This is a genomic window from Anaerotignum sp., from assembly GCF_045122575.1.
Taxonomy (GTDB): domain Bacteria; phylum Bacillota; class Clostridia; order Lachnospirales; family Anaerotignaceae; genus Anaerotignum_A.
This window is the reverse complement of the sequence record NZ_JBGVHV010000154.1, coordinates 1-12,902: the sequence shown is the minus strand read 5'-3', so window position 1 is coordinate 12,902 and position 12,902 is coordinate 1. Positions and strand designations below refer to the sequence as shown.

The 12,902-nt window shown below is 46.9% G+C and carries 12 protein-coding genes and 1 riboswitch; of the genes, 3 read left to right on the top strand and 9 right to left on the bottom strand.

Features of this window, described 5'->3' with window-relative positions; all coding sequences use genetic code 11:
• From ACJMLT_RS07440 to ACJMLT_RS07410, 7 genes are all read right to left on the bottom strand, one after another.
• Positions 1–327: response regulator (locus ACJMLT_RS07440; RefSeq protein ID WP_405728834.1), on the bottom strand; the 327-nt coding region annotated here is incomplete at its 3' end.
• A gap of 201 nt (positions 328–528) precedes the next feature.
• A complete protein-coding gene (locus tag ACJMLT_RS07435) occupies positions 529–1,122 on the bottom strand; it encodes a class I SAM-dependent methyltransferase (RefSeq protein ID WP_405728831.1) in 594 nt (197 codons plus the stop codon).
• Positions 1,123–1,125: 3 nt separating this feature from the next.
• The gene (locus ACJMLT_RS07430; protein WP_405728828.1) at positions 1,126–1,344 is read right to left on the bottom strand and encodes a hypothetical protein; all 219 of its coding nucleotides are present in this window, start codon (positions 1,342–1,344) and stop codon (positions 1,126–1,128) included.
• A 109-nt stretch (positions 1,345–1,453) separates the two neighbouring features.
• Positions 1,454–2,311, bottom strand: coding sequence for a DegV family protein (locus ACJMLT_RS07425; protein WP_405728825.1), 858 nt, complete (start codon positions 2,309–2,311; stop codon positions 1,454–1,456).
• Between the two features lie 154 nt (positions 2,312–2,465).
• Positions 2,466–4,727, bottom strand: coding sequence for an LTA synthase family protein (locus tag ACJMLT_RS07420; protein WP_405728822.1), 2,262 nt, complete (start codon positions 4,725–4,727; stop codon positions 2,466–2,468).
• Between the two features lie 174 nt (positions 4,728–4,901).
• Complete coding sequence (gene spoIVB, locus ACJMLT_RS07415) at positions 4,902–5,879, bottom strand: SpoIVB peptidase (RefSeq protein ID WP_405728819.1); 978 nt, start codon at positions 5,877–5,879, stop codon at positions 4,902–4,904.
• A gap of 219 nt (positions 5,880–6,098) precedes the next feature.
• On the bottom strand, positions 6,099–7,268 hold the full coding sequence (locus ACJMLT_RS07410) for a D-alanyl-D-alanine carboxypeptidase family protein (RefSeq protein WP_405728816.1): 1,170 nt from the start codon (positions 7,266–7,268) through the stop codon (positions 6,099–6,101).
• Between the two features lie 211 nt (positions 7,269–7,479).
• Here ACJMLT_RS07410 and ACJMLT_RS07405 point away from each other — a divergent pair, with 211 nt between their 5' ends.
• The 3 genes from ACJMLT_RS07405 to ACJMLT_RS07395 all read left to right on the top strand — a co-directional run bounded on the left by ACJMLT_RS07405 (position 7,480) and on the right by ACJMLT_RS07395 (position 10,780).
• A complete protein-coding gene (locus tag ACJMLT_RS07405; RefSeq protein ID WP_405728813.1) occupies positions 7,480–9,576 on the top strand; it encodes an S-layer homology domain-containing protein in 2,097 nt (698 codons plus the stop codon).
• 41 nt (positions 9,577–9,617) lie between these two features.
• A riboswitch (cobalamin riboswitch) is annotated at positions 9,618–9,818 on the top strand.
• 75 nt (positions 9,819–9,893) lie between these two features.
• Positions 9,894–10,283, top strand: a complete 390-nt coding sequence (locus ACJMLT_RS07400) for a DUF4430 domain-containing protein (protein WP_405728810.1) — start codon at positions 9,894–9,896, stop codon at positions 10,281–10,283.
• Positions 10,283–10,780 carry a hypothetical protein gene (locus tag ACJMLT_RS07395; protein WP_405728807.1) on the top strand — a complete coding sequence of 166 codons (498 nt, stop codon included), beginning with the start codon at positions 10,283–10,285 and terminating at the stop codon, positions 10,778–10,780. Before ACJMLT_RS07400 ends, ACJMLT_RS07395 begins: the two co-directional genes overlap by 1 nt.
• Before the next feature lie 49 nt (positions 10,781–10,829).
• Here the strand turns inward: ACJMLT_RS07395 and ACJMLT_RS07390 are convergent, their stop codons facing one another.
• Together ACJMLT_RS07390 and ACJMLT_RS07385 are read right to left on the bottom strand one after the other, a co-directional pair.
• The gene (locus ACJMLT_RS07390; RefSeq protein WP_405728837.1) at positions 10,830–11,606 is read right to left on the bottom strand and encodes a ZIP family metal transporter; all 777 of its coding nucleotides are present in this window, start codon (positions 11,604–11,606) and stop codon (positions 10,830–10,832) included.
• A gap of 32 nt (positions 11,607–11,638) precedes the next feature.
• Positions 11,639–12,902: cobalamin-dependent protein (locus ACJMLT_RS07385; protein ID WP_405728804.1), on the bottom strand; the 1,264-nt coding region annotated here is incomplete at its 5' end.

Genomic DNA, 12,902 nt, shown 5'->3' with positions numbered 1-12,902 from the left:
CTTCGCCATATAATATTCCGCTCCTAAGGAAATGGCCTGCCGCACCAGCTTATCACTGTCGATGGCAGAGATCATAATGCAGACCCCGCCGATTCCTTCCTTTCTCAGATTTTCCAGTACCCAGAACCCATCCCGCTCACTCAGCAGAATATCCATCAGGATCACGTCCGGGTGCAGGTCTTTTGCCATTTCCAGCAATGTCGGGCCGCTGTCTGTCATCCCCAGCACCTGCATTTCCCCCTTCCGTTCCAGACACCGCTTCAACCGCTGCAGATAGAAGCCGTCTCTGTCTGCCAAAATCACTTTGCTTTTTCTGTTTTCCTTCATAAAAGGACACCCCATTTCTTATTTTTTTCTGCAGAAAAATCGGCTTCCCTTCCGCTTTCTCTGTCAAAACCCATTATAGACCTCGAAAATTGCTTTTTCTACCGATTTGGACAGACAGCACCTTTTCGGGCGCGAAATGCCTCTTTTTCTTCCCAAATGACAATCGCCCATAAAAAAGACCTCTGCATCTGCAAAGGTCTCTCAGTTTATTTCAAATATCAGGATCCGTTCTCTCTCATCTTTTCCGGGAAAAAGATCACGGCAATCTATTTCCTCTACAAAATGCAAGGCATACATGGTCATCAGATAAACCAGATAGGCATCATTAGGGTAATAAAAAAACAGACGCATTTTTCTGGGATTTTCATAATAGGATTCCATGATGCGCCCCATAACGCTCTGCAAAACTTGCACCGAAAAAGGATTGAAAAAATAAAAACAGTCTGCTTTCACCACCGGAAATTCCGCCGCATCCGCATGATAAAAAGATACCCCCTGCCCTTTTGCTGCCGTTCCTTTGTTTTCCTCCGCCTGCGCAAAAATAGCAGCATCATATTCCAGACCAATCGTTCTGCAGCCGAGGGCATAATAGAGAAAAAAGCCCACGCGTCCCTTTCCGCAGCCATAGTCAATGAGGATATTTTCCCCCTTGATATATCCGCTTTCCACCAGTCGCTCCAGAACCGTATAAGGTGTCGGCTCGTAGGGATAACGATATTGATCGGCATGATCATCCAGCCTGCCGGTGGTATGTATCCTCAGTTTTTTATCCCACTGTTCTTCCGTCATCTTCATACCTTAACCGATCATGCTCTGCGGCACAATAAAGCCTTTCATCAGCAGAAATACCAACACCAGACAGCAGACAAAAACACCTACCCAAGGAAGGATCATCTGTTTTGTTTTTTTCATAAAGATTCCGTATACGAATGCAATACCGGAAAACATAGCCACAACCCAGCTGCACAGCAGCAGAATCATATAAACAACTTCCGGTACAATCAAATAATTAGACATGAACGTTCTCCTTCATTCTAAGTAATACTTTTCCGTCTGATTATTATATCACAGGAATCTTCGCAAAAAAAGAGCCCATCCGAAGATGGGCATAAAAAACATACGAAAATCATTTCTTTCTGGAGAATCCGGCCAGACCAAAAGCTGCAGGGCCGCCATGGGTAGTGATTACGCCGCCAGCCTGAATCCATCTTGTTTTCTTGAAGCCTGCTTCCTTAGCCGCATTTTCCACAACTGCGCGCACTTCATCAGAAAAACCGATGACATATACCAGCCACAGACATTCTCTGTCCAGATCATATTTTTCCGCATAGTCAGCCACCAGCTGAGCTGCCACTTTGTTCATCTTGCCGCGGTATTTCTTTGTAGCCATCAGCAGACCGTCCAGAATTTCAATCACGGGATGCAGATTCAGGATACGCGCCCCTAAAAATGCCACATTGCTCACACGACCGCCCGCCCGCAAAAATTCCAGATTATCGGGCATGAAGCACATATTTGCACGGGAAATCAGGTCTTCTGCTGCTTCCACCGCTTCTTCCATCGTCAGATCAGGGTGATCTCTCAGCAGTTCTGCCATGGCAATGACCACATTACACTGACCGGCGGATACCTGCTTTGTATCGACGATCGTCACATAATCTCTGCCTTCTGCAGCGATCACGCCGCTCTGCATGGAGCAGGTAGTAATGGCAGAATATGCCAGATACAGGATCTGCGCATCGGGATGTTCTGCATGGATACGGTCAAAAACGATTTCAAAATCCTCAGGGGTGCTGCCGCTGGTCTTAGGCAGTTTGCCTGTGGTCTGATAGTAATCCACGATTTTTTCAACAGGAAAAGCGCCGTCGTCCATGGTTTCCGTATCAAAGGAAACGTGCATGGGAACGATCTCTACGCCATATTCTTTTGCCAGTTCCGCATTCACATCAGAGCCTGTTTCAGCTAACAGAATGATTTTTTTCATGATATACCCTCTCTCCTGCTTGATTTCCAAGTATTTTCTGGGAATATATTACATGGTTCTGAAAACCATGTCAATGGTTTTCACAAACTTCCATATTTTTCCTGTTATGAAAAAAAAGGTGCATATCTTCTGATATACACCTTTTCGGTTTCTATTATTCTACTTTGAGTTCTGCTCGCTTCAGTTCTCTGTTTCTCTGACGAATTTCCGCTGCTGCCTTTGCAGGGTCACCGTCATAATCCAACAGCATCTTTTCTGTTTTCAGTTCCTCTGTATAAGGCACCAGTCTGCCCTCCAGATATACATATTCTTCAGAAGTTCTGAAGATGGTATTGCTGGAACCAACCTGACTGATGGTCACAACATCCCAGTCTTCCAGATGACTCTTTTTCAGTTTGAGGGTATTTTCGTTTACAAACTTTCTGGACTGTTTTTCACCATTGATATACACATACGTCCATTTGGTAAAGTTGTTCCCGACAATGGTATATTCCCCGTCCAGACTTTCGCTCAGATACAGTATTTCCGAATCACGAACACCCATTTCAATATTTCCTTCCGTGATCACAGGCTCGCCTTTATAGGTATACTGTTTGCCGTAAAGCAGATCATACTGCAGCAATTCCAGATCCATCAGATAATCGACCACTTCTGTGTCTTTTCTTTGCTGATGATAATTGAAGATGGTACCGCTGTGCAGACCGATACGGTCCATCACTTCCGCCATGAGCTGGTAGGTAGGAATCGTTCCGTCTTCCTTCTTCAGACCAATATTATCCCAGATCACATAATTTGTATTGAACAGGCTTTCGCTCTTCATATCCGCTTCTGCCAGACCCAGTGTAGGCAAATGGTCCCCATAGAATACGACTACCGCAGGCTCGCCGCGTTTTTCCATCATATCCACCAGATTCTTTGCGAAAGTATCCATTTCGTAGACCTGATTTGCGTAGTATGTCCACTGGTTGTTCTTTTTCGCAGATTCTGTGCCCCATGCATACAGATGAGGATCTTTGAGCACTTTTTTCTCAGGATAGCTGCCGTGACCCTGTACGGTGATCGTAAATACAAAGTCCTGCTGTTCTGTAGAATCCAGACAGTCATTGATATGTTCCAGCAGCACTTCATCCTTCGCCCAGCCATTGGGTGTGGTGTCAAAATTCATGAATTCCTTACACACAAAGGTGTCAAAACCGATATTGTTGAAAACCTTCGCACGGCTGTAAAAATTACCGCTGTGGTTATGGATGGCGTGGGCACCATAGCCAAAGGATTTGAAGGCTGTTGCCGCACTTTCTGCCGTTCTTTCTTTCAGATATGTTTTGTAAGGATATTCCCCGGGGCCGAAATATCTCAGGTTCATCCCTGTGATGACTTCAAATTCCGTATTTGCTGTGCCGGCACCGATGGAAGGCACCTGACAATAGCCGGAGGAATATTCTTCTGCCATCTTTCTCAGATTGGGCAGAGGGTCGATGGTCGTATTCAGACTTTTAAATTCAGAAGTATCAAAGAAGGATTCCAGCTGTACAAAAAGTACGTTGGGCATCAGGTCTGTGTCTGCTGTGCTTTTCACGATCTCGCTGTCATTGGTGATTTCTGCCACCATTTCTTCCGTATAGCCGTTGGGCTCGGAAATGCCTGTATTGAAAATACTTGCCGCAAAACAATAAGGCAGACCATAATCCTGATATGCAAAGGCAATGTTTGCAAAATATGTGGAAACGATACGGTTTTCAATGACATAATCCGTCAGCACGCCATAGCCGCCGAAGGACGCCGCCACCACTGCCGCTGAAAGCAGATAATTGACCTTTCTTTTGAACTGACCCACTGTTTTCCACAGATAAATCAGAAAAAGAACGACCAGCACAGCTCCCAGCCCCAGACCGATCAGTTCCAGCACGCTAAAATAATTCGTGAACAGGGAAAGCCCCTCTGCTACGGTTTTCAGGTCCTGGGCATTAAACGGCGTGACACGTCTGGAAAGCATGACCCCGTTGACGATCCCCAGCACAAACCAGAGGATACTGATAATGATACGGGTAAAGGCTCTCCGTTTGAACAAATACACAACGGAAAATGTGACAAAGATCATAAAGGCGTTATACAGGAATGCCTTTGTGGAGATCCTGGAATATTCCCACGCCGCCATCACCGAATGACGGGACATGGCTTCAATGATATAGTTGATGATGATGGCCCAGATCCCGTGAAGGATCAGAGAAAAACGATTCATCTGCGCATTAACTGCCTGCATCTTTTTCCATGCGGCACTATTTCGGAAAGCTTCCATTTTTTCGGCACGTAATTGCCTGCTTTTTTGATAGCCTGCTTTCACATCCGACCATTTCAGTGTTTTCAGTTTCTGTACTCCGGCTTTGATATCCGGCTTCTTGATTCTGATCTTTTTCATTTGTATCAAACTCCTTGTTATATCCCGCTTTCTTCTGTGATATTTAAAGCTTCATATGGAACAAAAAACGTCCTTTGCAGCAATCTGCAAAGGACATAAAATAAACAAGACTACTTTTTGATGATATCTCTGAATGGTTGATTTGTCAAGTTTTTTAGCAGTTTTAAGGGAATTTTAAGATTTTTCCTGTTCCAGCATGTGCTCCATAAAAATCCCATACCCTCTGGTTGGATCATTCACCATCACATGAGTCACCGCGCCCACCAGTTTGCCATTCTGGATGATGGGGCTGCCGCTGGTACCCTGCACGATACCGCCCGTCAGTTCCAACAGACGCTCATCCGTGATGCGGATGGTCATATCCTTATGGGCTTTTCCGCCGTCCTTCCGCAGGCTTTCGATCCGTACTTCGTAAGCCTTTACTCCTTTTCCTTCCAGATCAGAAAGGATATGGGCTTTCCCTTTTCTGATCTCTGCCGCTGCTGCTACAGGCAGAGCCTCCCCATCAAAAACAGCTGTACTGATACTGCCAAAAATACCCGCTTCCGTATTTTCATCGATGCGGGCAAATTTTTCCTGCAGTTCTATTTTCCCCGTCAGTTCTCCGGCTTTCCCCTTCTGCCCTTTGACGATTTCCGTCAGCTCCACCGAAACCAGCGCACCTTCCCGGATCTGCATCAGTTCCCCCGTGTCCACATCATATACCCCGTGTCCCAAAGCCCCGAAGGTCTGGTCGTTGGGATCATAATAGGTCACGGTACCGATCCCCTGAATACTGTCCCGTATCCATGCACCGATCTTATAGGTGCCGTCTGCCGTGCTGAAAACCGGGGTCACAGCAACTTTCTTCTCCCTGCCATCCCGCTGCAGCCGCAGCGATATAGTTTCCCCGCCGCTTTTTTCCACCGCTTCCAGAAAAATTTCCTTATTTTCCAGCGTCTGCCCATCGGCTTCCAGCAGCAGGTCGCCCGCCTGCAATATGCCTTTACAGGGCGTATAGATGCGGTCATTTTCCCCATCCACGCTGCCTGTGCCCAAGACCAACAGCCCCTGGGTATCCATGGTAACGCCAACGGTCTTCCCCACAGGCACCAGCATTTCTGCCGCCTGCGCCATCTGCAGAAAAAGGGAAAGGCAGAAAAATGGTATCAAAAAAAGTCCCTTCGGGTATACTGCAAAAAAATGATTTCTTTTTTTCTGCTGCATCAACTCCACTCCCAAATTGTAAATTTTGGAACAAATATGCGCACTTTCTGTTCCTCAGTTACTTTTTCCCCTTTCGAACTTCGATATTCCGCCCAAAAACGCCAGAATCATACAAAGCCCGCCAGCATCATTCCTTTGGGAGTCTGGAAATTTTTCAAAGAAAGATCAGAACCATATCTTCAGCATACGTTCCAGCATGGTACCGATATCAGCCTTTTCTACTTCTTCCGCCGCGATCAGATCCGTTCGTCCGACTTCTGCTCCGTTGATCAGATAGATCACTTCCCCCACCTTCTCGCCTTTCTGCACCGGTGCATGCAGCACAGGAAGGGTTTCTGTCGTCGTTTCCCACTCTTTCCCTCCGTCTTTTTTCAGCAAAAAAGAAATTTCCTCTTTCACGATGGCGCTGACCGTATCAGCCATCCCCTTCGTTACGGGAATTTCCGCCATCTTTTCGCCTGCGGACAGCCCTTTTTCCGCGCTGTAATTGGCAAAGCCATAGTCCAGCAGCTTCATAGTCTCCTGAAACCGCACCTTAAAATCCGGTGCCGCCATGACCACTGCGATCAGATGCAGCCCATTCCTCTCCGCCGTGCCGGAAAGACAATAGAGGGCCTTTCCCGTGGAGCCGGTTTTCAGACCGGTGGCTCCTTCGTACCATTTGATGAGCTTATTCGTGTTGGTCAGACCAAATTCCGATTCGCCCTTGCGCGTCTTATGTACGATCGTATCCTGCCACGTGGTGGTATAGTCTCTGACCTCAGGAAAGCGGGTCATCAGCTCCCTGCTCATCAGTGCAATATCGTAGGCACTGGTCTCATGTCCATCCGTATCCAGACCGCAGGCATTTTCAAAATGCGTATCCGTCATCCCCAGTTCTTCTGCCTTCTGGTTCATCCGCTCTACAAAGGCTTCCTCGCTGCCTGCCACAAATTCTGCCATGGCAACAGCTGCATCATTAGCGGATGCAATGGCAATACATTTGGTCATATCTGCCACCGTCTGGGTCTCTCCCGGCTCCAGAAAGACCTGAGAACCTCCCATGGACGCCGCATGTTCACTGACCTGCACACGGTCTTCCCATTGGAATTGTCCGCCTTCCTCCGCTTCATAGATCAGCAGCAGCGTCATAACCTTCGTTACACTGGCCGGCGGCATGGCTTCATGGCTGTTTTTTTCATACAGGATCGTTCCCGTTGCCGCATCCATCAGAAGGGCACTTTTGCTTGCCAGTTCCAACGCAGCCGTTTCTTCCCCAAAAACAGGAAAAACCATCCCCACCGTCAGGAGCAACGCCAGAAATCCAGCTAAAATCCCTTTCCTTTTCACACACATTCCTCCCGTAATATCTTACGGATAGTATATGTTTTCCCGAAAAACATATACCGGGAAGCGATTTCCACAATTCTTAATTCTTTCTTAATTTCGCCGTTTTTAATAAAAATCAAAGGTTTTTATAATATAATATTGATATACTTGTTCCAAAGAGGAAAAATATTTGATATAATACGAAAAAAATATGAAAACACAAAAGGAGGTTGTCCCTATGAAATACCGTAAAACCGCAAAACCCCTTTCCCTTCTGGTAGCATCTCTTCTGGCTTTCCAGCCTGTGACTGCTTTGGCTGTTACCTTTGCAGACATCAATCAGGTTCCTTGGCCCGGTGCCGAAGTATCTATCAATAAAGCTGCCGATCTGGGTCTGGTAGTCGGTGAAACGATCAACGGCAAAAATTACTTCCGCCCCAAAGACACTGTATCTTTATCCGAATCCTGTCAGTTTGCATATAAAGTTCTGCTGCAGACCAAAAAAGCTTCTGCAGACGCTTCTGTTACAGAAAAATGGGCAACTGTACTGAATACATATAAAATTCAGGATTGGGCACACCCTGCCATTTCCTTCTGTCTGGAAAAAGGGATCATTTCCATTTCCGACCTGAGCAATTTCGTAAAAAACGGCACCAATATGCCCGCTTCCAGAGAACAGGCTGCGGAAATTCTTGGCCGCGCCCTGACAGTTGGTGTTCCCTCCTATAAAGCAACTGCATCCACTACAAAATTCGTGGATAATGCAAGCATCTCTGCAGATGCAAGACCTTATATCGCTCTGCTGAACGAAGTGAAAATCGTAAACGGCGACGATACCAACAGATTCAATCCCAAGAAAACACTGAACCGTACAGAAACAGCCGTTATGGTAACAAATCTGTACGAAAAACTGAATAGCGCCGCTGCAGTGGAAACACCTTCCACTCCTGTTTCCTCCAGCCAGTCCGGCAAAGTCGCAGCGCTGACAAATTTCTATGTAAACTTTGAAAACAGCAACGCTTACTATCTGTATACTTCTGCCAGCATCCCCGTTACGCTGAACGGCGATTCTTCCAGTGTCGCAGAAGTAGCAGAACTGTTCAAAGACGGCAGCGCCATGAGTGCAGTTGTTACGCTGAACGAAAGCAACCGTGTCACAAAACTGACCGTTACATCTGACAGTGCGAAAAAAGAAGATACGAAAAAAGATACTGAAGGCGTCATCACTGATATGGATTACGATGACGAAGATGAAGACGGTAAAATCGAAATCAACGATAAGAGCGTATACCACGTTTCCGATGTCAATGACGTGACCATCAAAATCGAAGATGAAGACGGTGACGAAGAAGAATATGACTGGGAAGAACTGCTGGAACTGTTCGAAGAATGCAAAGATGACGACAAGGAAATCGAAGTAGAACTGACACTGAATTCCAAAGACAAACTCACCAAAATCGTCGGCTCTATCGAAGAAGACAGCAAAAGCAGCAGCAGTAAGCCCAAAGGCGACAAAAAAGGCGATGTTGCTGATGTAGAATATGATGAGGATGACGAAGAAGGTAAAATCAAGATCGGCAGCAAAAAATATAACTTTGATGACGATACTACCATCAAAATCGATGACAAGAGCGCTGACGGGGAAGACCTGTTAGAAGCATTCGAAGAAGCAGAAGATGATGACGAAGTACTGGAAGCCATTCTGGTGCTGGATGATGACGATGATGACTATGCAACAAAAATCTACATCTACACCGAAGCTTATGACGACGATGATGATGATGACGAAGTAAGCGGTAAAATCCAGAACATGACTTACGATGAAGATGACGAAGATGGCGACATCAAAGTAGACGGCGATACCTTCAAAGCAAAAGATGCAGACGATGTAGAAATCGAAGTACAGGACGGCAACACAAAACTGGATAGCTGGGAAGAACTGTACAATGCATTCAAAGACGGCAAAACCATTGATGTAGAACTGGTCGTTGATGATGATGAAGTGACCGAAATCACAGGTAAGGTAACGATAACAAAAGGCGTCCTGACCGGCTTTGGCGATGACCACCTGAAGCTGAAAGGCAAAAAGAGCAAAGCTACCACCAAATATTACTTCACAAAATACGACAGAGATGATGAAGACGAAGAAGAAGACTGGGAAGACGATGTAAAAGACATCAATGTAAAAGGTCTGAACAATGTTGATGATCTGTACGATTTCTTTGACGTATGGCTTGATGATGATGATACCGATCTGGATGATGATGTATTTACTATGGAAATCAAACTGGATAAAGATGGTTTCATCGTAGAAATCGATGCTGATCTGGACTAACCCAAACAAGCAAGCCCCTCTTAAGAGGGGCTTCTTTTTTTACACGAATTGACAAAAAACGTCTCCCGCTGTATGATGGATGAAATAAGAAATGGACAGGAATCCGGTGAGACTCCGGAACAGTTTTATCCCTGCTGTGTGAGCAACGAAAAAAGCCATATACCACTGAAGAAATTTTCGGGAAGGGGCTTTGAGTAGGATTTCGGCTCAAGTCAGAATACGCGTCCGAAACAATATCCAAACATCCGAAGGCATAAATCGGGGGTTTCTTTTTCGTTGCCCCCAAACGGTGATTTACCGAAAAGGAGGCTTTTTTTATGAACAAAAGAAATATTTTCCTTGCAGCAGTCCTTGTGATCCTCTGTGCTGCCGCAGGTATTTTTTACACACAGAATAAACCTCAGACAAATATCGGCGAAAAGGAAATCAATGTCATCGTCACCCACGCTGATCAAACCGAAAACACATTCACCTATCAGACCGATGCAGAATATTTGGCAGATGTCCTGCTGGAAAATGGTCTGGCTGAAGGCGAGAGCGGCTCTTACGGCCTTTTCATCACAACCGTTGACGGCGAAACCGCAGACAGCAGCAACCAGCAGTGGTGGTGCATCACCAAAGGCGGCGAACAGGTCAACAGCGGCGCAGATACCCTTCCTGTTGCAGACGGAGATCAGTTCGAACTGACACTGACGGAGGGATACTGATGGCTCACAGCAAAACCTACCATCTGGCGCTGATGGGGGTGCTGACCGCCCTTCTCTTTCTGGGACAGGTCATCATGTCCTTTCTGCCCAATATTGAGATCATCAGTCTGCTCATCATCCTTTATACCATTTTCTTTGACAGACGGGTTTTCTGGATGATCTACTGCTTTGTTTTTCTGGAAGGATTTCTGTACGGCTTCGGCATGTGGTTTTTCAATTATCTGTATGTCTGGGCGGTTCTGGCTCTGGTCTGTCTGCCCCTGCGGAAAAACCGCTCCGTCCTCTTCTGGAGCATCCTTTCCGGTTTCTTCGGCCTTTCCTTCGGCACCCTCTGCACCCTGCCCTATCTCCTTACGGGCGGCCCTGCGGCGGCTTTTTCCTACTGGGTTTCCGGGCTGGGCTTCGACATCACCCACTGTATCGGTAATGTGGTTCTGTGTCTGGTACTGTTCAAACCGCTGTATACGCTTCTTGAAAAATCTCTTTTCCGCACATAAAAAGACCCTGCAGTTTTATAAACCGCAAGGTCTTATTTTCTTGTTTATTTCATCCCAGAGCCACATCCAATACCATCATCAGAGAAAAGCCCACGGCAAAAAAGATCGTGCCGATATTGGAGTGTTCCCCTTCAGACATTTCAGGGATCAGTTCCTCCACGACCACATAGAGCATCGCCCCTGCCGCAAAAGAAAGCATATAAGGCAGGATCGGTGTCACAAATGCCGCCAGAAGGATCGTCAGGATCGCACCCAAAGGCTCTACTGCCCCCGACAGCGCACCGTAGACAAAAGCTCTGCTGCTTTTCATGCCATTACTTTTCAGTGGCATGGAAATGATAGCGCCTTCCGGCAGGTTCTGTAATGCGATCCCAAGAGAAAGAGCCAATGCCGCTGCCGCGGAAATAGTCTCATTTCCTGTCAGCCAGCCGGCAACGACCACGCCGACCGCCATGCCCTCCGGCAGATTATGGAGAGCAACGGCAAATACCATCATCGTATTTTTTCCAAGATCACTTTTCATCCCTTCAGGAGCATCGCTGTTCAGATGCAGATGAGGAATGATATGATCCAGTGCCAGCAAAAACAGAAAACCGCCCCAAACGCCGATAAACGCAGGCAAAAACGCCAGTTTCCCCATGTGTTCTGACTGATTCATGGCAGGAATGATGAGACTCCAGACCGATGCCGCCACCATGACCCCGGCTGCAAAGCCCATCAGAGAACGCTGCAGCCTGCGGCTCATTTCTCCTTTCAGAAAGAATACGAAACCGGAACCAATGACTGTTCCCAGAAAAGGCAGGAGTATGGTAGTCAGAATTTCCATTTTCATTTTATTCCCTCCTCGGCCTTAGAAAATTATTCTGCCAGAGATGCATTCACTTCGTCTGCATAACGAACAGCTTCCATGGCATCTTTCGCATATTTGTCCGCACCGATACGGTCAGCATAATCCTGTGTCAGAACCGCGCCGCCAACGACCACCTTGCACCAGGGTGCTTCTGCGTGAATCAGTTTGATGGTTTCTTCCATGGCAGGTACCGTCGTTGTCATCAGGGCACTCAGGCCGCACATAGGCGCATGGAGACGTTTTACTTCTTCCAGAACCAGTTCCGGCGCCACATCTCTGCCCAGATCCACAACGTCAAAGCCGTAGTTTTCCAGCAGGAGTTTAACAATATTTTTACCGATATCGTGGATATCCCCTTTTACTGTTGCCAGCACGAAGGCACATTTCGCCGCTGTGCCGCCGTTGCCTGTGGACATAGCCGCCTTGATCTTTTCAAAGGCACTCTTTGCCGCTTCCGCCGCCATCAAAAGCTGAGGCAGGTAAACAGTTTTCTGTTCATAGCCCTTGCCCACGATATCCAGCGCAGGGATGATCTCATTCTGTACAATTTCCAGAGGGGCTGTTTCTTCCAGCAGTTTCCCTGTCAGTTCCCCCGCCTGTTCTTTCAGCCCTTTTACAACGGCTTTCTGCAGAGCAGATTTGAATTCCTGCTGATTTGCCGCAGGCTGAGGCGCAGCCGCCCCTGTTGCTGCCGCAGGAACGAAATTGGATGCAAAGTTGATATAGTCTGTACAGTTTTCATCATATCCATGCAGGGCACGATATGCGTAATATGTCTTCATCATATCTGCGGAATGAGGATTCATAATTGCCGCAGACAGCCCATTTTCCAGCGCCATAGCAAAGAAGGTGCTGGTCACAAAATCCCTGTTGGGCAGACCAAAGGAAATATTGGAAACGCCCAGAGAAGTATGACAGCCCAGACGTGTTTTAATTTCTTTCAGAGAATTTACTGTGGCAAAAGCCGCATTGGGGTCTGCGGAAATGGCCATGGCCAGTGTATCAAAAATGATATCTTTCTTTTCGATGCCATAGCTTTCCGCTGTTTTCAGAATTTTTTCTGCAATGGCAACACGTTCCGCCGCGGTATCAGGAATCCCGTTTTCATCCAGCGTCAGAGCGACCACCAGGCCACCGTATTTTTTCACCAGAGGGAAGATGGCCTTCATATTTTCTTCCTTGCCGTTGACAGAATTGATCATGGCTTTACCATTATATCTTCTCAGCGCCTGTTCCATCGCCACAACGTCTGTGGTATCGATCTGCAGAGGC

Excerpts from the sequence above, each read along its gene's own strand:
- ACJMLT_RS07435 (WP_405728831.1), bottom strand. The coding sequence starts at position 1,122 with ATGAAGATGACGGAAGAACAGTGGGATAAAAAACTGAGGATACATACC.
- ACJMLT_RS07430 (WP_405728828.1), bottom strand. The coding sequence starts at position 1,344 with ATGTCTAATTATTTGATTGTACCGGAAGTTGTTTATATGATTCTGCTG.
- ACJMLT_RS07425 (WP_405728825.1), bottom strand. The coding sequence starts at position 2,311 with ATGAAAAAAATCATTCTGTTAGCTGAAACAGGCTCTGATGTGAATGCG.
- ACJMLT_RS07420 (WP_405728822.1), bottom strand. The coding sequence starts at position 4,727 with ATGAAAAAGATCAGAATCAAGAAGCCGGATATCAAAGCCGGAGTACAG.
- ACJMLT_RS07410 (WP_405728816.1), bottom strand. The coding sequence starts at position 7,268 with ATGTGTGTGAAAAGGAAAGGGATTTTAGCTGGATTTCTGGCGTTGCTC.
- ACJMLT_RS07405 (WP_405728813.1), top strand. The coding sequence starts at position 7,480 with ATGAAATACCGTAAAACCGCAAAACCCCTTTCCCTTCTGGTAGCATCT.
- ACJMLT_RS07400 (WP_405728810.1), top strand. The coding sequence starts at position 9,894 with ATGAACAAAAGAAATATTTTCCTTGCAGCAGTCCTTGTGATCCTCTGT.
- ACJMLT_RS07395 (WP_405728807.1), top strand. The coding sequence starts at position 10,283 with ATGGCTCACAGCAAAACCTACCATCTGGCGCTGATGGGGGTGCTGACC.
- ACJMLT_RS07390 (WP_405728837.1), bottom strand. The coding sequence starts at position 11,606 with ATGGAAATTCTGACTACCATACTCCTGCCTTTTCTGGGAACAGTCATT.